Genomic DNA, 19,229 nt, shown 5'->3' with positions numbered 1-19,229 from the left:
AATTTTATGGCTGAAAAGGGAACATTGAGGCTAAACAAAGTATTAAGAGAGCTAAACATTTCATTGGATAGGGCTGTTGAATTTCTGGCTGCTAAAGGTCACGAAGTAGAGGCACGTCCTACAACCAAAATTACTAATGAAGTGTATGAGGTTCTCTTGGGCGAATTCCAGACCGATAAGAGTAAGAAGGTAGCTTCTAAAGAGGTAGGGGAAGAGAAAAGAAAAGAAAAGGAAGCTATCCGAAAAGAATTGGAAAAAGAACAGGAGTTAAAACGCCAAACAGAGCAAAAGAGCGAGGTGATTAAGGCTAAAGCTGAATTATCCGGTCCTAAAACTGTTGGTAAAATTGATTTGGATTCGGATAAAAAATCCGAACCTAAAGAGGTTGAACCTGTTAAAGCCGAAAAAGAAACTGTTCCACAGCCGAAAAAAGAAGAGGTTAAAGAAGAGGTTAAGCAAGAAGAAAAGCCGCAGCCTAAAGAAGAAAAACCGAAAGCTCCCGAGGCTGAGAAAATTGAGACTCCTCAAAAAGAAGAAGTTCCTCAACCTAAAAAAGAGGTGCCTCAGGCTAAGAAGGAGGAACCTAAAAAAGAGGAAGAGCCCGCTTCAAAGGTAGAAGAAAAGAAAGAAGTTAAGCCTGTAATAGAAAATAAGCCTGAGCCTAAAAAGCAAGAGGCGCCAAAAGAAAAAAAGGAAGAGGTGAAAAAAGAAGCTCCTTCAAAACCTGTAGCTCCTGAAACTGCTAAACCGGCAGAGGGAAATGAAGAGGAAGCAGGGGTTATTGAAACAAAGTACAAGAAGCTATCTGGGCCTAAAATAACAGGTGAGAAAATTGACCTTTCTCAGTTCAATAAGCCTAAGAAGAAAAAAGAAGCTCCTAAAAAGGGTGGTGATTCTAAAGATGCTACGGCTAAGAAGAAAAGACGAAGAATTACCAAAGAAAGCCCTGTTCAAAAGTCGAAATTTGGACAACAAGGCGGTAATAAGTTCCAGGGGAAAGACAAGAAAAAAGGTGGAAAACGTCCGGTTAAACGAGTAGAAAAAGTTGAGCCTACAGACGAAGAAATCCAAAAACAAGTACGTGAGACACTTGAGAAACTTCAAGGGAAAACTCAAAAGTCTAAAGGTGCTAAATATAGAAGAGAAAAAAGAGACTCTCACCGTCAAAAATCAGAACAAGAACAAGCGCAACAAGCTGCAGAAAGTAAAGTGCTTAAGGTAACTGAGTTCGTTACTGTAAGTGAAATTGCTACTATGATGGATGTGCCTGTAACCAAAGTGATTGGTGCATGTATGTCTCTCGGAATCATGGTAACCATGAATCAGAGACTTGATGCTGAGACCTTGTCGATTGTAGCGGAAGAGTTTGGATATAAGGTAGAGTTTGTAACTGCCGAGATAGAGGAGTCTATTGAAGAAGAACCGGATGCGGAAGAAGATCTTAAACCAAGAGCTCCGATTGTTACAGTGATGGGTCACGTTGACCACGGTAAAACATCCTTGCTTGATTACGTTCGTAAAGAGAATGTGATCGCCGGAGAAAGTGGTGGAATTACCCAGCATATCGGTGCCTACAGTGTGTCTCTGGATAATGGACAAAAAATAACGTTCCTGGATACTCCTGGTCACGAAGCCTTTACGGCCATGCGTGCTCGTGGTGCACAAGTAACGGATTTAGCAATTATCGTAATTGCTGCTGATGATGATGTGATGCCACAGACCAAGGAAGCTATTAGCCACGCCCAGGCAGCTGGAGTTCCGATAGTGTTTGCTATTAACAAGGTTGATAAGCCTACGGCAAATCCTGATAAAGTAAAAGAAAGCCTGGCTAATATGAATTTATTAGTGGAAGACTGGGGAGGTAAAGTACAATCTCAGGATATTTCTGCTAAAACTGGTGCAGGAGTTAAAGAATTACTTGAAAAAGTATTGCTGGAAGCTGAATTATTAGAGCTGAAAGCTAACCCGGAAAAATTACCGGTAGGTACAGTTGTAGAGGCCTATCTTGATAAAGGACGAGGTTATGTAGCTACAGCACTGGTACAGGCGGGTACGCTTGAGATTGGAGATTATGTCCTGGCAGGTACGTGTAGTGGTAAGGTGAAGGCTATGTACGATGAACGTGGAAATGAAATTGAAAAAGCAGGACCATCAACACCAGTATCTATATTAGGTCTGGATGGTGCGCCTCAGGCTGGTGATAAATTCAATGTGTTTGAAGATGAAAGAGAGGCTAAGCAAATTGCCACCAAGAGAACACAGTTGTTGAGAGAGCAGTCAGTTCGTACACAACGTCACGTTACACTTGATGAGATTGGAAGACGTATCGCATTAGGTGACTTTAAAGAACTTAATATCATTATCAAAGGTGATGTGGATGGTTCTGTAGAAGCGCTTACTGATTCATTCCAGAAACTATCAACAGATGAAATCCATATCAATGTAATCCATAAAGGAGTTGGTCCGATTACGGAATCTGATGTTTTATTGGCTTCTGCCTCTGATGCGATTATTATCGGGTTTAATGTAAGAGCTATGGGTAATGCAAGAATAGTTGCTGATAAAGAAGAAATAGATATCAGAACCTATTCTATTATCTACGATGCCATCAATGACCTTAAAGATGCGATGGAGGGTATGCTTTCTCCGGAGATGAAAGAAGAGGTTACTGGTAATGCTGAGATTCGTGAAACCTTCAAGATATCTAAAGTGGGTACCATTGCAGGTTGTATGGTGACCGATGGTAAGATCTACAGAAACTCAAGAATACGTCTAATCAGAGATGGAGTGGTGATCTATAGTGGAGAATTAGCTTCCTTAAAACGATTTAAAGATGACGTTAAAGAGGTGTCTAAAGGTTACGACTGTGGATTGCAGGTTAAGAATTACAACGATATTAAAGAAGGAGATATCGTTGAAGCTTATCAAGAGGTTGCAGTTAAGAAGAAGCTGAAGTAGTAAGGAGTCCTAATAATTTATATAAGATAAAAAAAGCGGTAATTTTAATTACCGCTTTTTTTTGGTGTCAATATAAAGGCACTTGGAAATTCTTTTCTGACCTCGGTAAGGAATTTGTCGGCCTCCAGGCGATTTCTGAATCTTCCCGCTCTTACTTTATAATTCGGAGTTTCAAAGACGATCTCACAAGGAATATTCTCAAATTTACCATTAAAGGTAGTCCTTGCTTTTTGAGCATCGCTCAAAGAACCGGTATAAATTTGAATTCGTAACCTTCCGTTGCTAATTTCACTTTTATTTAGCTCTTTTTTTGCGGCCATTAATTGGTCTACCCGAGGGTCTTTATTTATGCTGATTTTTCCTTCTTGTGCAGAAGAATTATGTGAAACGGCTAGACTAAAAAACAGAGCGACAGCTAGATAGTTTATTTTTATAATGTTCATATTTCCTGATGTTTTGTGCAAAAGTAATTTTATCTTGTAAATGATAACGAATAAATTTATTTAGAATTGTTATAAATTAGTTGTTAACGCTTCTCTAACATTTCTGAAATCGACTCTAAGTCGTATTTTTGTGTCCGAATTTAACGGAAGGCTTTTTGGCGGTCTTCTTTGAGTAGAATAAAAATCGTGCCAAATTAAGATTGATAACACGTATTTTAATATGAAAAAGGTGGTACACCGTAATTCAACTTCTAGAATTTTAGGTATCGGATTAGCGCTAATGCTAATGTTCTCAACTTCTCTTTTCGCGCAAGATGGTGATCCTGCTAAGGGAAAGCAGTTGTTTAATGCTAATTGTGCGGCATGTCATAATCTTGATAGAAAGATGACAGGTCCAGCACTACGAGGTGTTGGAGACAAGTATGAAAAACAGTGGTTGTATGATTGGATTCACAATAGTGCAGCTATGGTAAAGGCTGGGGATCCTCAGGCTGTTGCTGTTTTTGAAGAGTATAATGGTTCGCCAATGACGGCGTTCCCTCAGTTGTCTGAAGAGGATATCGATAATATTATAGCTTATGCAATGGAGCCGAAGCCGGAGCCGGCACAACCAGCAGCAGGTGCTGTTGCGGATGCTGGTTCAGCAGGAGGTTCTTCAGGGTTTTCAAATAATGTAATCCTGGCAGCTTTAGTGCTTGTGTTCGGAGTGCTTGTAGTGATGCTTTACTTAGTTAATAAAACTTTAAAGCGTATCGCTGAAGCAAACGGAATCGAGTTTGAGAAAGCTGAAAAGCGTCTGCCTATCTGGAAGGCTTTTGTGAAAAATCAGTTTTTAGTATTGGTTTCTTCAATTGCATTGTTGTTAATAGGTGCGTATTTCGCCTATGGTTATATGATGCAGGTTGGGGTTGATCAGGGTTACATGCCTGTACAGCCAATTCACTTCTCACATAAAATTCACGCTGGAGATAATAAGATAGATTGTAAGTATTGTCACTCTTCAGCCAGAGTTTCTAAAACTTCAGGTATTCCTTCTTTAAATGTTTGTATGAACTGTCATAAGAACATTATGGAGTATACCGGGGAGGAAGATTTAGCGAATGGCTATACAAAAGATTTCTATACTGGGGAGATTCAAAAGCTTTATAAGGCTGTTGGATGGGATGCGAATAACCAGCAGTATACTGGTGAATCAGAGCCTGTAAAATGGGTGCGTATTCATAACCTTCCTGATTTTGTTTATTTCAACCACTCACAGCACGTATCAGTTGCTGGGGTAGAGTGTCAGAAATGTCACGGTCCTGTGGAAGAGATGGAAGTGATGTATCAGCACGCTCCTTTAACTATGGGATGGTGTATTGAGTGTCACCGTGAAACAGATGTGAAGATGGATGGTAATGAATACTATGAGAAGATTCACGAAGAATTATCTAAAAAATATGGTGTAGAGAAGCTTACGGCTGCGCAGATGGGTGCTTTGGAGTGCGGTAAGTGTCACTATTAATAAATTATTAAAGAAGCTAATTTCAATAATAACATGGCGTCAAACAAGAAATACTGGAAAAGTGTCGAGGAGCTGAATAGTGATAGCTCTATCGTTGAAACGCTTAAACAGAATGAGTTTGTACAGGAGATTCCGGTAGATGAATTTTTAGGCGATAAAGAAAATCTTGATTCGTCTTCAACTTCTCGTCGAGACTTCTTAAAATATGTCGGATTCAGTACTGCAGCTGCTACGCTAGCTGCTTGTGAAGGTCCGGTGAAAAAATCAATCCCTTACGTGGTGCAACCAGAGCAAATACGTCCTGGTGTAGCAAATTATTATGCGACAGCAATTGCAAACGGTTATGATTTTGCAAGTGTATTGATAAAAACCAGAGAGGGGAGACCAATCAAAGTAGAGAATAATGCGGATGCTAAAGTAGGTGGAGGTGCAAATGCACGTGTACATGCTTCAGTGTTGGATTTATACGATAGCCTGCGAGTGCAGTCGCCTAAATCTGAAGGAGCTAATGTTACCTGGGAAGATTTGGATGCTGCTGTGGTTAAAAAGCTTAACGGGTTGTCAGCAGGAGGAAAACAAGTTGTTTTGTTGACTCAGACTTTTGCGAGTCCCTCTACCTTGAAATTGATCAATGAATTTTCACAGAAGTATGGTAATGTAAGTCATGTTACATATGATGCGGTAGCCGAAGATGCTGCTTTGAATGCGTTCGAAGCGAAGTATGGAGTTAGAGCACTCGCTGATTATGATTTCTCAAAAGCTGAAGTAATCGTTTCTTTTGGAGCTGATTTCGTAGGTGACTGGCAAGGCGGAGGATATGAGTCTGGATATGCTAAAGGGCGCGTTCCTGCAAAAGGAAAAATGTCTCGTCATATTCAGTTCGAGTCTAATATGTCTTTGTCTGGTGCTAATGCCGATAAGCGTGTTGCTTTAACACCTTCACAGCAGAAGAAAGCCCTTGCTAAGTTTTACGGATACTTGAGTGGTACTTCAGTGGCTGTAGACTTGCCTGAAAATATAGATGCTGCATGTAAGAGTGCTGCGGAACAAGTGAAGGCTAAAGGGTCTAAAGCGGTCGTGGTAACTGGAATTCAGGATGAGAACGCTCAAGGTCTCGTTTTAGATATTAATGAAATGTTGTCTAGTACAGCTTTCGATAAGGATGCGCCTAAATTACTGAGACAAGGGAATGCCAAGGCAGTAGCTGGTTTGGTAGCGGATATGAAAGCTGGAAAAGTTGGTGCGCTTATTATGAGTGGTGTCAATCCAGCCTATACTTTACCTCAGGCTAATGAGTTTACAGAAGGTTTAAAGAATGTTGATTTGTCAGTTACTTTCTCAATGAAGGAAGATGAGACTTCAGCATTAACAACATATATTGCTGCAGCTCCTCACTACTTAGAGTCGTGGGGTGATGTAGAAATTAAGAAAGGTCATTTTGCGCTGACTCAGCCAACAATCAGACCTTTATTTGATACACGTCAGTTTCAGGATTCATTATTAAAATGGATGGGAAGTGATGTGGCTTATTACGATTACCTGAAATCTACATGGGAAGCCTCTGTGTTAGGCGGTGTTTCTTGGAACAAAGCGTTGCATGATGGTTACTTCGTAGGTGGGCAGTCAGTATTGGCAGATCAGGATGCCGTTGATCAAATGGTAGCTGCTCCGGTTAATGGAGAGGCTGATGATAAAGAGGTTGCCGGAGAGGTAACGGCTGCATCAGTTGGTAGTATGTTAAGAGCATTAGCGAATACTCCTGAGACAGGAATGGAGCTTGTGTTGTATACTAAAACCGGTATGGGTGATGGTCAGCAAGCTAACAACCCTTGGTTGCAAGAGTTCCCTGATCCGATTTCAAGAGTTTCTTGGGATAACTATTTAACGGTTTCTAAGGCTGATGCTGAAGTAATGGGACTTGAAAATTGGCATGTAGCCAATGGTGCGCTTAACGGTAGTTATGTTAATATTACCGTGAATGATGTGGCGATTAAGAACGTTCCTGTGATAATTCAGCCAGGTCAAGCTAAAGGTTCAGTAGGTCTTTCGTTAGGTTACGGAAGAACCAATGGACTTAAGTCTGTGATGCAAACAGGTGTTAACGCCTATGCCTTATATCACGGATTTAATAGTGTACAAAATGTATCGATAGAAAAGGCTGGGGGAGAGCATGAGTTTGCTTGTATCCAGTTGCATAATACATTAATGGGTAGGGGAGATATCGTAAAAGAAACTACCCTTGAGATCTTCAATACGAAAGATGCCAAAGAGTGGAATCACATGCCACAGGTATCGTTAAATCACCAGGAGACCCCTGTAACATCTCCGGATGTTGACTTGTGGGATGAGTTTGATAGAACGGTAGGGCATCATTTTAATTTGTCGATCGACTTGAACGCTTGTACCGGATGTGGTGCTTGTGTGATAGCATGTCACTCAGAAAATAACGTTCCTGTAGTAGGTAAAGCAGAAGTTAGAAAATCAAGAGATATGCATTGGTTGCGTATCGATAGATATTATTCTTCTGAAGAAACTTTCGCAGCTGATAACGATAAAAAAGATAATATTTCTGGAGTAGGAAGCTCAATGAGTGAGTTTGGTGAAATGGAAGATCCTGCAGCCAATCCACAAGTAGCATTCCAGCCGGTAATGTGTCAGCACTGTAACCACGCACCTTGTGAAACGGTTTGTCCTGTAGCGGCAACTTCACATGGTCGTCAGGGTCAAAACCACATGGCTTATAACCGTTGTGTTGGTACTCGTTATTGTGCTAATAACTGTCCTTATAAAGTTCGTCGTTTTAACTGGTTCTTATACAATAACAATGACGAATTTGACTTCCACATGAATGACGATTTAGGAAGAATGGTATTGAATCCTGATGTTGTTACGCGTTCTCGTGGTGTAATGGAGAAATGTTCTATGTGTATTCAAAAGACACAAAAAACGATTCTTGATGCAAAACGCGAAGGAAGAGAAGTGAAGGACGGAGAATTCCAAACAGCTTGTTCTGCTGCATGTGGTACTGGAGCAATGGTATTTGGAGACGTTAACGATAAAGAAAGTAAGGTTGCTGAATTGAAAGATAGCGACCGTATGTATCACTTGTTGGAGCATGTGGGAACAAAACCTAATGTGTTCTACCATGTAAAAGTGAGAAATACAAACGAAGCATAATTTAAATTACTAATACAAGAAACAATTATATAAGGATATGGCGTCGCATTACGAAGCACCTATACGTAGACCCTTAGTAACCGGAGATAAAAGCTATCACGATGTAACTGTAGATGTTGCAAAACCGGTTGAAGGAAGAGCAAACAAGCAGTGGTGGATTGTTTTTTCAATTGCTATGGTAGCATTTCTATGGGGGTTAGGGTGTATTATTTACACCATTTCAACAGGAATAGGAACCTGGGGATTAAACAAAACAGTAGGATGGGCCTGGGATATTACCAACTTTGTATGGTGGGTAGGTATCGGTCACGCAGGTACACTGATCTCTGCAGTATTACTTTTATTCCGTCAAAAATGGAGAATGGCAATTAACCGTTCTGCAGAGGCAATGACAATTTTCTCTGTTGTTCAGGCAGGATTGTTCCCGATCATTCACATGGGTAGACCGTGGTTAGGGTATTGGGTACTTCCAATTCCAAACCAATTTGGATCGCTATGGGTTAACTTTAACTCACCATTACTTTGGGACGTATTTGCGATTTCTACCTATCTTTCTGTATCGTTAGTATTCTGGTGGACAGGTTTACTACCGGATTTTGCAATGATACGTGATAGAGCGGTGAAGCCATTCCAAAAGAAAATATACAGCCTTATCAGCTTTGGATGGAGTGGTAGAGCAAAAGACTGGCAACGTTTTGAAGAAGTTTCATTGGTATTAGCCGGTTTAGCTACCCCACTTGTACTTTCTGTACACACCATCGTATCCTTTGACTTTGCTACCTCGGTTATTCCAGGATGGCATACCACGATCTTCCCTCCTTATTTCGTTGCAGGGGCGATCTTCTCAGGTTTCGCAATGGTAAACACCTTACTTATTATCATGCGTAAGGTTTGTAACTTAGAAGACTATATCACTGTACAACATATCGAGTTGATGAATATCGTAATCATGATTACGGGTTCAATCGTTGGTTGTGCTTATATCACAGAGCTTTTTATAGCTTGGTATTCTGGAGTTGAGTACGAACAGTATGCCTTCTTAAACAGAGCTACAGGACCTTATGCTTGGGCTTATTGGGCGATGATGACATGTAACGTTTTCTCACCTCAGTTCATGTGGTCTAAAAAATTAAGAACTAGTATCATGTTCTCTTTCATTATCTCTATTGTTGTAAACATTGGAATGTGGTTCGAGCGTTTTGTGATTATCGTTACATCACTTCACCGCGATTACCTTCCATCTTCTTGGACAATGTTCTCACCAACATTTGTAGATATTGGAATTTATGTGGGTACTATAGGATTCTTCTTCGTGTTGTTCCTTCTTTATGCAAGAACATTCCCTGTAATTGCGCAGGCAGAAGTGAAGACTATTTTGAAATCATCTGGAGAAAAGTATAAAAAATTAAGAGACGGCAACCATGAGTAATAAAGTTGTACAAGCCTTATATAATGACGATGATGTACTATTAAGTGCTGTTAAAGAGGTTAAAGCGGCCCATCATCATATCGAAGAAATTTACACGCCATTTCCTGTGCACGGTTTAGATAAAGCCATGGGACTGGCTCCAACAAGAATTGCTATTGCAGCATTCTTATATGGATGTCTGGGATTAACAGTTGCTATCACAATGCTTAATTTTATTATGATAGAAGACTGGCCTCAGGATATCGGAGGTAAACCAAGTTTTAGTTTCCTTGAGAATTTACCGGCTTTTGTTCCGGTAATGTTCGAACTAACGGTTTTCTTTGCTGCCCACTTAATGGTTATTACATTCTACTTAAGAAGTAAATTATGGCCGTTCAAAGAAGCTGAAAACCCTGATGTAAGAACCACAGACGACCATTTCTTGATGGAAGTTTCATTGCACGGAAATGAAGATGAATTAACTGCATTGTTAAACAAAACAGGAGCAGTTGAAGTTAAAATATCTGAAAAGCATTAATATAATGATGAAGAGCTTTGTTAAAATAGGAATTGTTTTTGGTATGGCTGCATTAATTACCTCTTGTGCAGACGAGTCTAGACCTAATTATCAGTTTATGCCAAATATGTACGAGTCTGTTGGTTACGAACCTTATCAGGAATCAAGCGCTTTCCGTAATGGAGTAGAAGCGCAGTTGCCGGCCGAAGGAAGCGTAAACCGTGGTTGGATGCCATACGATTATCCGGATACTGAAGAAGGATATCTGGCAGCTAAAGCCAACTTGTTAAGTCCATTAGATTCAACGAATGTTGAGGCTGATATGGCTAAAGGAAAAGAATTATTCGGAATCTACTGTTCTGTATGTCATGGAGACAAAGGAGATGGACAAGGAACATTAGTAAAAAGAGAGAAGTTCTTAGGGGTTCCTAATTATGCTGATAGAGAAATTACAGAAGGAAGTGTATATCATGTTATCTACTTTGGTAGAAATTCAATGGGCTCACATGCTGCTCAGCTGAATGAAAAAGAAAGATGGCAGGTTACTTCTTATGTAATGAAGCTAAAAGGAGACTTAACAAAATAAATAATAGAATTTAAGGATATATTGTTTTAGATATGTACACGTTTTCAAGTAAATTAAGGACTGGTGCTTTTGTTTTGATGATACTTGGTCTGTTGGCCTGGGGTTACGGATATATCTCCGCACCTGCTACGGTAGAAGAAGCTAAAGCTATGGTTGCTGACGCACATCATGGAGATGGTCACGGTGAAGAAGCTTCACACGAAACTGCAGCACACGATGCGCATGCCGCTGAAGGTCATGCCGAAGATCATAGTGCTCATGATGAACACCTGTTACACCAGTTGCAAAATAAACCATGGGCAGCCTTGTATGTTGCAGCATTCTTCTTTATGATGATTTCATTAGGGGTGCTTGCATTTTATGCTATTCAAAGAGCTGCACAGGCCGGTTGGTCACCTCTTTTATTTAGAGTCATGGAAGGTATTACAGCATACTTATTGCCAGGTGCAGTAATCGTATTTGTAATACTTGCACTTTCAGGAATGCATTTAAATCATCTGTTTATTTGGATGGATCCGGAAGTAGTAGCAGAAGATGAATTGATTCAGGGTAAGACCGGATTTTTGAATGTGCCTTTCTTTTTAATCAGAGCTGCGATATACATTGCAGGATGGGTTGCTTACAGACATTTCTCTAGGAAGTTCTCTATCGCCCAGGATACTGCAGAAGATAACAGTAACTTTAAAAAGAACTTCAGGTTATCAGCTGGTTTCCTTGTATTCTTCCTGGTATCTGAATCTATGATGTCTTGGGACTGGATCATGAGTGTAGATCCGCACTGGTTTAGTACATTATTCGGATGGTACGTATTCGCTAGTATGTTTGTTTCAGGTATCACCGTTATAGCCTTAATATCAATTTACTTGAAGTCTAAAGGATATTTAGAACAGGTTAATGATAGTCACCTTCATGACCTTGCTAAATTTATGTTCGCAATTAGTATATTCTGGACGTACCTATGGTTCTCTCAGTTTATGTTGATTTGGTACTCGAACATTCCGGAAGAGGTAACTTATTTCGTAACCAGATTAGAAGATTATAAACTTCCGTTCCTTGGAATGTTAGTGATGAACTTTGTCTTCCCATTATTGGTGTTGATGAATAGCGATTATAAACGCGTTAACTGGTTTGTTGTAATGGCAGGTATCGTAATCCTTCTTGGACATTACATAGATGTTTATGTAATGATCATGCCAGCTACTGTAGGTGATCAATGGTATATCGGAATAGCCGAAATAGGAGCAGTATTGTTCTTCTTAGGACTGTTCATATATGTTGTGTTTAGTGCGCTTACTAAAGCACCACTAACACCGAAGCGCAACCCATTTATTGAAGAAAGTAAACACTTTCATTATTAATTAGAAATTAAATAGTAAACAGGAAATAATAACATGACTGCTTTATTAACTATTATAGTTCTCGTACTGGTAGCCATAGCCATTTGGCAAATGACCAAGATATTTGAATTGTCTCAACCAAATACAGACAATTCTCAAATTGCAAGTGATAAGGATAACAAGCTTAACGGCTACCTGATGTTCGGCTTCTTAGCGTTCATCTATGTATTAACCATTTACTCATTGTGGAAATGGGGTGGCGTAGTTCTGGGTACACCTGCTTCAGAGCATGGTAAAGACTACGATAATTTAATGCTTATTTCATTGGTGTTAATTTTTATCGTTCAGTTCATCACTCAGGCTTTACTGCACTACTTCGCTTATAAATACAGAGGAGAGAAAGGTAAAAAAGCATTGTTCTTTGCAGATAATGATAAGTTAGAGTTTATCTGGACTATTATTCCTGTAATCGTTCTTGCAGCCTTAATTCTTTACGGTCTTTATACCTGGACCACCGTAATGGATGTGAGTGAAGATGATGATCCAATTGTTATCGAATTATATGCACAACAGTTTAACTGGAAAGCAAGATATGCCGGACAGGATAATGTGCTTGGGGATGCAAACGTTCGTTTAATTGATATGGACAAAGCTAATATCCTAGGTTTAGATGAATCAGATCCTAATGGACAGGACGATATTATCTCAACCACTGAAATTCATATACCGGTAGGTAGAAAAGTGTTGTTCAAAATGAGATCGCAAGATGTTTTGCACTCTGCGTACATGCCTCACTTTAGAGCTCAGATGAACTGTGTACCTGGTATGATTACCCAGTTTGCCTTTACCCCAACTGTAACGACTGAAGAAATGAGACAGGATCCGGGTATTGTTGAAAAATATAAGAACATTAATAAGCTTAGAGCTGAAAATGCACAGGAAGTTCTCGACAGAGGACAAGAGGTAAATGTTGAGTTCGATTATATCTTACTATGTAACAAGATATGTGGTAAATCGCACTATAACATGCAAATGAAAATTGTAGTGGAGACTGAAGAAGAGTATAAAGAGTGGTTAAGCCAACAGAAGACCTTCGGAGAGTCATTACAATAATTATAAGTAAAAATTACGAATAACGATTTTATATAAATAGATAAAGATTATGTCAGCAACAGCACACGATCACGGGCATCATCATAAAGAAACTTTTATTTCTAAATACATTTTTAGCCTTGATCATAAAATGATCTCTAAACAGTATTTAATTACTGGTTTGATCATGGGATTCATCGGTATTGCAATGTCATTATTGTTCAGAATGCAAATTGCATGGCCTGGGGAATCGTTTCCAGTGTTTGAGGCTTTGTTAGGGAAATGGGCTCCTGATGGAGTTATGGATGCAGATATCTACCTGGCATTAGTTACAATGCATGGTACCATTATGGTATTCTTTGTATTAACAGCAGGATTAAGTGGTACCTTTAGTAACCTTTTAATTCCATTACAAATCGGGGCAAGAGATATGGCATCTGGTCTTTTGAATATGATCTCTTACTGGTTGTTCTTCTTGTCAAGTGTTGTGATGGTGATTTCTCTGTTTGTTGAAGCAGGTCCTGCAGCAGCAGGTTGGACCATCTATCCGCCGCTTAGTGCCTTGCCAATGGCTCAAGGAGGTTCTGGTGCCGGTATGACACTTTGGTTAGTTTCAATGGCAATCTTTATTGCTTCTTCATTGTTAGGTTCTCTTAACTATATCGTTACGGTACTTAACCTGAGAACAAAAGGGATGTCAATGACAAGATTACCATTAACCATCTGGGCATTCTTTATTACTGCAATTATCGGTGTAGTTTCTTTCCCGGTATTATTGTCTGCAGCATTATTGTTAATAATGGATAGAAGTTTTGGTACATCATTCTTCTTATCAGATATATTTATTCAAGGTGAAGTTTTACATTATCAGGGAGGTTCTCCGGTATTGTTCGAGCACCTATTCTGGTTCTTAGGTCACCCTGAAGTATATATCGTTATTCTACCTGCAATGGGTATTGTATCAGAAGTAATGGCAACCAATGCTCGTAAACCTATCTTTGGATATAGAGCGATGATTGCATCGATATTAGCTATTGCATTTTTATCAACGATCGTTTGGGGTCACCACATGTTCGTGTCTGGTATGAACCCGTTCCTAGGTTCGGTATTTACCTTCACAACTTTATTGATTGCGATTCCATCGGCAGTAAAAGCATTTAACTGGATTACTACCCTATGGAAAGGTAACCTGCAATTCAACGTAGGGATGTTATTCTCTATCGGAATGGTTTCAACCTTTATCACAGGTGGTTTAACAGGTATCATATTAGGAGATAGTGCGTTAGATATTAACGTTCACGATACTTATTTCGTAGTGGCTCACTTCCACTTAGTAATGGGTATTTCTGCAATCTACGGACTATTCGCAGGTGTATATCACTGGTTCCCTAAGATGTTCGGTAAAATGATGAATAAGAATTTAGGATATGTACACTTCTGGTTAACAGCTATTGCAGCATACGGAGTATTCTTCCCAATGCACTTTGTAGGGATGGCTGGTTTACCAAGACGTTACTATCAAAATACAGCGTTCCCAATGTTTGACGACCTTACTGATATTCAGGTTGTGATGACTTCATTCGCCTTGTTAGCAGGATTAGCGCAGTTGGTGTTCGTATATAATTTCATACACAGTATCTTCTACGGGAAGAAAGCAACTCAAAACCCTTGGGATGCTACCACACTTGAGTGGACTACGCCTGTTGAGCATATTCATGGTAACTGGCCTGGTGAAATTCCGGAAGTACACAGATGGGCTTACGATTACAGTAAGACGAATGAAAATGGAGAATACGTTATAGCCGGACAAGATTATGTTCCGCAAACGGTACCATTACAACCCAATGAAGAAGAATTGAATCATTAAAAGAAAAGATTCTCAATAATATAGAGCCTATTCGTACAAGCGGATAGGCTTTTTTTTATTTAAATAATTATATTTATGTAAAATGAGAGTCTTATGAAAACGATGTTAATTTTCGTTCTTACCACTTTTTATATAAATGTTAGTAATTCACAAGTTTCATATTCAGTAACACTAGGGCCAGGAAGTGTGTTGTTTGATTATGATACAGGGGTAAGCTATAATTATGATGATTATTTGAAGCTGTATAAGGATTATCCAAATATGCATGCATGGCCAAAGGAATATAATAAGTATGGAATGGCATCCTCGTTTTATTTCGATAAAAATGAAGAAAATAGTAGAACGATAAGCAATGGACTCTTTAACGATAAAGTTTCTGAAGGCGAGATATTTTCGGAATTTGTTATGAAGACCATTGATGGTCAAATAGTCGAATCTAAAAATTTAAGGGGTAAAAAGATAGTGTTGATTTCTATTGTCATGCTTCGAGAGCCTTTTTTCAATAAAGATCAACTGTTGGAAATGGATAGCTTCTTTAGCGACTTGCCAAATGTAAAAAGTATTGTATTTACTTCCAGTAATTCTTTAGAGATTGAAGATGCTATAGGTGACTTAAATCTAAACAGTTTGATTGTACCCGAGGCCATGGGATTTCAAAAAAAATATGGGATTAAAATTTCTCCACAGTATGTTCTTATAGATGAAAATGGTTTACTTGTAAAATACTTTAAACATGAAGATCTGGGTACATTTGAAGATATGCTAAAAAACTAATTTGATTTTCTTTTTTAAAATTGATATGTCATAATAATTTATATATCTCCAATATAGTTTATCAGGAATATTTCATTTGCCGTATATTTGCCGTGTATGAACGAGTATTTAGACCCTACAGGAGAACAGTTTTCTCCGGAAGAAGTGGATATAGAAAAAGCCCTGAGGCCCCTTTCTTTTGATGATTTTACAGGCCAGGATCAAGTCCTTGAAAACCTTAAAATTTTCGTAGAAGCGGCTAACCTCAGAGGTGATGCACTCGACCATACCCTTTTCCATGGCCCTCCCGGACTTGGGAAAACTACCCTGGCCCACATACTGTCAAACGAATTGGGTGCAGGAATTAAAGTAACCTCCGGCCCCGTCCTTGATAAGCCCGGAGACTTGGCAGGTTTGCTGACAAATCTAGAAGACAGAGACGTTCTCTTCATAGATGAAATTCACCGTCTAAGCCCTATCGTAGAGGAGTACCTCTATTCGGCAATGGAAGACTACCGTATCGATATTATGATCGAAAGTGGTCCGAATGCCAGAACCGTCCAGATAAACCTGAATCAATTTACCCTGATAGGAGCAACTACCCGCTCAGGGTTGCTTACAGCTCCTATGCGTGCCCGTTTTGGAATTAGTAGCAGACTACAGTATTACACAACTGAACTGCTAGCAGATATCGTACAAAGAAGTGCCGCTATTCTTAAAGTGCCTATCTCTATGGAGGCCGCAATTGAAATTGCAGGAAGAAGCAGAGGTACGCCACGTATTGCAAATGCATTACTAAGAAGAGTTCGGGACTTTGCCCAAATCAAAGGCAACGGTAAAATAGATATTGAGATTGCTAAGTATGGCCTAAAAGCACTCAACGTTGATGCCCATGGTTTGGATGAAATGGATAATAAAATCTTGTCTACGATAATCGATAAGTTTAAAGGAGGTCCTGTAGGTATTACAACCCTGGCAACCGCGGTTTCGGAAAATGCTGAAACTATCGAGGAAGTTTATGAACCTTTTCTTATTCAACAGGGCTTTATCATACGAACACCTCGTGGTAGAGAAGTTACCGAGCAGGCGTATAAGCATCTGGGTCGCATTAAAGGTGGTGCCCAGAGAGGCCTGTTCTAAATTATTTTCTTTTTGCTATAACTTATTCATTGTTAATTAGTTAATATTCCTTATTTTTATGTTAGGAACAGCTGAATGCAATTGCATTTTACCTTCATAAATCTTTCCAAATAACTTATAAAGGCTATTGCCTCTAAATCTTTTGTTAGAAGATTTAAGGATTACCTGCCTATTTCTGCCGTGTGGTAAAAAAGGGTTACCATATCAATTTGTTTTAGTAGTGGTATGTAGTTCGCTTTGATTTTCTTGAATCAACCTTATCGGGTTGTGTTAATTAGTGAACCTAAACAGATAATAAATATCCTTACGATCCATATCAGCTGTATGTCCTTGAATGTTCAAATAAATCACTGATAGTTTAATTAATCAACCTGTAATCATGAATACTAGTTTAGCAGAACTCAAGTCAAAAGTAAATGGAAGTCTCATTATGCCTGGAGATCCTAATTATGATGAAGCTCGAACCATATATAATGGGATGATCGACAAAAAGCCGGCAGCAATCTTTAAATGTAAAGACACCTCAGATGTTGTCAAGGCTGTTGAATTTGCACAAAAACATAACCTCGAAGTCTCTATTAAAAGTGGCGGACATAATGGGGCTGGATTAGCACTCGTAGAAAACGGATTAGTAATCGATCTTTCTGAAATGAAAGGCATAAGCGTCGATCCCGCTACTAAAACCGCTGTTATAGAACCCGGAAATGTGCTTCGGGATGTGGATAAGGCAACACACGAATATGGACTGGCATTACCAAGTGGAATTATCGGAACTACCGGAATAGCAGGAATCACCCTGGGAGGAGGACTCGGTTATCTCAGTCGAAAAGGCGGACTTACAATAGATAATTTATTGGAATGTAAAGTGGTGTTGGCTAATGGAGAAGTGGTAACCGCTAATGAAAATGAAAATTCAGATTTATTCTGGGCCTTGAAAGGTGGAGGCGGTAATTTTGGAGTGGTGGTTTCTTTTAAATTTAAACTTATCGATGTTAAAAATGTATATGCCGGACCTATGTTTTGGCCATTAGAAAAAGCTAAAGAAGTAATGGAGTTTTACGATGCTTTTACAAAAGATGCTCCAAATGATCTATATGGTTTCTTTGCGTTTTTAATTGTACCACCCGGCGACCCTTTCCCTGAACATTTAAGAAATAAAAATGTGTGTGGAGTGGTTTGGAATTATACCGGACCGATAGAAAAAGCAGAAGAAGTCTTTAAGCCAATAAGGGCATTCGGCCCGCCAATTCTTGACTTTGTTCAAGAAATCCCTATGCCAGCGCTTAATGGTATGTTCGATGAATTATACCCTCCGGGGATGCAATGGTATTGGAGGGCTCATTATATTAAAGAGTTAACTCCCGAAGCAATAGCTGCAAATATTGAATTTGGATCGAAAATTCCAAGCATCCATTCAACTACACACCTATATCCGATCGATGGTAGAGTGCACGATTTCTCAAATAGTGATACCGCTTGGGGTAATCGAGAGGCAAGATGGTCACAGGTAATAGTGGGGGTTGATCCTGATCCGGCAAATGCTGATAAAGTTACCAAATGGTGTAAAGGCTATTTTGATGCACTAACGCCTTATGCCATGGGTGGAGCCTATGTCAACTTTATGATGGAAGAAGGACAGGATCGTGTGAAAGCTTCATATAGGGGAAATTACGATCGATTGGCCGCCATTAAGGCTAAATATGATCCGGGGAATTTCTTTCATATAAATCAAAATATTAAACCCGCAGGGTAATAGACATTAATGGAGGATTATTGAATAGTTGTATTGATGATATAGCAAATGAAAGTATAACCAAAAATGTTTTCAATGATGAAATTACCAGTAAACTGTTTAATTACAACCCCGATTTTATCCGGAATCAAATTTATCTCGCTTTGTTGTATCGGAGGATTATTGATGTTTTCCTGTTCAACCGATAATGAGGTTCTGGATATAGAAGACCTTAATGCTGCTGATGCTCATTTCCAATCCAACCATTGGGATAATTGGGAAGCACAGGTGCAGCTTTTAACCAATAAAACAAGAAGCTTTTATAACTTTAAGGTGGCTAAAGCACGCGGATGGAACGTTGATGCTTCAGGGTATGTGCCCCAGATGGGACATCATTTTGTCAATGAAGCCCTGATGGATGATGTTTTTGAAATGTTGAAACCGGAAGCGTTGTTGTATGCCCCTGATGAAGATGGTAACTGGGAGTTTTTGGCGGTAGAATATCTGGTCTTTCCGACAAATCCGGAAGATCCCGGTACGCCTCCGGAGGGATTCCTGGGAGATGAGGATGTATGGTTTTTTAATACGGATGTAGGTGCCTGGACACTGCATGTATGGGTGAGGATGGAAAATCCTGATGGCGTATTTGCAGCTTCAAATCCTTTACTGGAATAAAGAGCCACGTTAAACGTCTATAAAATCAAAACGCCTGACC

General features: G+C 39.4%; 14 protein-coding genes. 13 read left to right on the top strand and 1 reads right to left on the bottom strand.

All coding sequences use genetic code 11. From position 1 onward, the window contains the following. The first annotated feature begins 6 nt into the window (after positions 1–6). Positions 7–2,958, top strand: coding sequence for a translation initiation factor IF-2 (gene infB, locus P278_RS11425; RefSeq protein ID WP_038266821.1), 2,952 nt, complete (start codon positions 7–9; stop codon positions 2,956–2,958). Between the two features lie 44 nt (positions 2,959–3,002). Here infB and P278_RS11420 read toward each other — a convergent pair whose 3' ends face one another. Continuing rightward, positions 3,003–3,401 (bottom strand): SPOR domain-containing protein, encoded by a 399-nt coding sequence (locus tag P278_RS11420; protein WP_038266819.1) that lies wholly within the window; start codon positions 3,399–3,401, stop codon positions 3,003–3,005. A 220-nt stretch (positions 3,402–3,621) separates the two neighbouring features. On the opposite strand from P278_RS11420, the gene P278_RS11415 reads away from it, so the two are divergent. The 12 genes from P278_RS11415 to P278_RS11360 all read left to right on the top strand — a co-directional run bounded on the left by P278_RS11415 (position 3,622) and on the right by P278_RS11360 (position 19,189). Continuing rightward, positions 3,622–4,905 carry a c-type cytochrome gene (locus P278_RS11415; RefSeq protein WP_038266816.1) on the top strand — a complete coding sequence of 428 codons (1,284 nt, stop codon included), beginning with the start codon at positions 3,622–3,624 and terminating at the stop codon, positions 4,903–4,905. Positions 4,906–4,938: 33 nt separating this feature from the next. Further along, positions 4,939–8,082: a TAT-variant-translocated molybdopterin oxidoreductase gene (locus P278_RS11410; protein WP_038266813.1), complete on the top strand. Its 3,144-nt coding sequence runs from the start codon at positions 4,939–4,941 to the stop codon at positions 8,080–8,082. Positions 8,083–8,119: 37 nt separating this feature from the next. Further along, on the top strand, positions 8,120–9,511 hold the full coding sequence (gene nrfD, locus P278_RS11405) for an NrfD/PsrC family molybdoenzyme membrane anchor subunit (RefSeq protein ID WP_038266810.1): 1,392 nt from the start codon (positions 8,120–8,122) through the stop codon (positions 9,509–9,511). After that, the gene (locus P278_RS11400; RefSeq protein WP_038266807.1) at positions 9,504–10,028 is read left to right on the top strand and encodes a DUF3341 domain-containing protein; all 525 of its coding nucleotides are present in this window, start codon (positions 9,504–9,506) and stop codon (positions 10,026–10,028) included. The genes nrfD and P278_RS11400 overlap by 8 nt, the downstream gene beginning before the upstream one ends. A 7-nt stretch (positions 10,029–10,035) precedes the next feature. Continuing rightward, positions 10,036–10,593 (top strand): c-type cytochrome, encoded by a 558-nt coding sequence (locus P278_RS11395; RefSeq protein WP_038266804.1) that lies wholly within the window; start codon positions 10,036–10,038, stop codon positions 10,591–10,593. 32 nt (positions 10,594–10,625) lie between these two features. Further along, entirely contained in the window at positions 10,626–11,951 is a 1,326-nt protein-coding gene (locus P278_RS11390; RefSeq protein WP_038266801.1) for a hypothetical protein, read from the top strand. A 33-nt stretch (positions 11,952–11,984) separates the two neighbouring features. Next, positions 11,985–13,043, top strand: coding sequence for a cytochrome c oxidase subunit II (locus tag P278_RS11385; RefSeq protein WP_038266797.1), 1,059 nt, complete (start codon positions 11,985–11,987; stop codon positions 13,041–13,043). Between the two features lie 49 nt (positions 13,044–13,092). Then, on the top strand, positions 13,093–14,889 hold the full coding sequence (locus P278_RS11380; protein ID WP_038266794.1) for a cytochrome c oxidase subunit I: 1,797 nt from the start codon (positions 13,093–13,095) through the stop codon (positions 14,887–14,889). Positions 14,890–14,982: 93 nt separating this feature from the next. Next, the gene (locus P278_RS11375) at positions 14,983–15,663 is read left to right on the top strand and encodes a hypothetical protein (RefSeq protein WP_038266792.1); all 681 of its coding nucleotides are present in this window, start codon (positions 14,983–14,985) and stop codon (positions 15,661–15,663) included. Between the two features lie 96 nt (positions 15,664–15,759). Continuing rightward, the gene (gene ruvB, locus P278_RS11370) at positions 15,760–16,782 is read left to right on the top strand and encodes a Holliday junction branch migration DNA helicase RuvB (protein WP_038266789.1); all 1,023 of its coding nucleotides are present in this window, start codon (positions 15,760–15,762) and stop codon (positions 16,780–16,782) included. 379 nt (positions 16,783–17,161) lie between these two features. Then, positions 17,162–18,535, top strand: coding sequence for an FAD-binding oxidoreductase (locus P278_RS11365; RefSeq protein ID WP_038266787.1), 1,374 nt, complete (start codon positions 17,162–17,164; stop codon positions 18,533–18,535). 75 nt (positions 18,536–18,610) lie between these two features. Continuing rightward, positions 18,611–19,189 (top strand): hypothetical protein, encoded by a 579-nt coding sequence (locus tag P278_RS11360; RefSeq protein WP_152973932.1) that lies wholly within the window; start codon positions 18,611–18,613, stop codon positions 19,187–19,189. Positions 19,190–19,229 lie beyond the last annotated feature (40 nt).

This window comes from Zhouia amylolytica AD3 (genome assembly GCF_000511935.2).
GTDB classification, from domain to species: Bacteria; Bacteroidota; Bacteroidia; order Flavobacteriales; family Flavobacteriaceae; genus Zhouia; species Zhouia amylolytica.
This window is presented reverse-complemented; position numbering and strand designations above follow the sequence as displayed.

Coding starts and splice junctions, on each gene's coding strand:
- P278_RS11420 (WP_038266819.1), bottom strand. CDS start 3,401: ATGAACATTATAAAAATAAACTATCTAGCTGTCGCTCTGTTTTTTAGT.
- P278_RS11395 (WP_038266804.1), top strand. CDS start 10,036: ATGAAGAGCTTTGTTAAAATAGGAATTGTTTTTGGTATGGCTGCATTA.
- P278_RS11390 (WP_038266801.1), top strand. CDS start 10,626: ATGTACACGTTTTCAAGTAAATTAAGGACTGGTGCTTTTGTTTTGATG.
- P278_RS11385 (WP_038266797.1), top strand. CDS start 11,985: ATGACTGCTTTATTAACTATTATAGTTCTCGTACTGGTAGCCATAGCC.
- P278_RS11380 (WP_038266794.1), top strand. CDS start 13,093: ATGTCAGCAACAGCACACGATCACGGGCATCATCATAAAGAAACTTTT.
- P278_RS11375 (WP_038266792.1), top strand. CDS start 14,983: ATGAAAACGATGTTAATTTTCGTTCTTACCACTTTTTATATAAATGTT.
- P278_RS11410 (WP_038266813.1), top strand. CDS start 4,939: ATGGCGTCAAACAAGAAATACTGGAAAAGTGTCGAGGAGCTGAATAGT.
- P278_RS11415 (WP_038266816.1), top strand. CDS start 3,622: ATGAAAAAGGTGGTACACCGTAATTCAACTTCTAGAATTTTAGGTATC.
- P278_RS11360 (WP_152973932.1), top strand. CDS start 18,611: ATGATGAAATTACCAGTAAACTGTTTAATTACAACCCCGATTTTATCC.
- ruvB (WP_038266789.1), top strand. CDS start 15,760: ATGAACGAGTATTTAGACCCTACAGGAGAACAGTTTTCTCCGGAAGAA.
- infB (WP_038266821.1), top strand. CDS start 7: ATGGCTGAAAAGGGAACATTGAGGCTAAACAAAGTATTAAGAGAGCTA.
- P278_RS11365 (WP_038266787.1), top strand. CDS start 17,162: ATGAATACTAGTTTAGCAGAACTCAAGTCAAAAGTAAATGGAAGTCTC.
- P278_RS11400 (WP_038266807.1), top strand. CDS start 9,504: ATGAGTAATAAAGTTGTACAAGCCTTATATAATGACGATGATGTACTA.
- nrfD (WP_038266810.1), top strand. CDS start 8,120: ATGGCGTCGCATTACGAAGCACCTATACGTAGACCCTTAGTAACCGGA.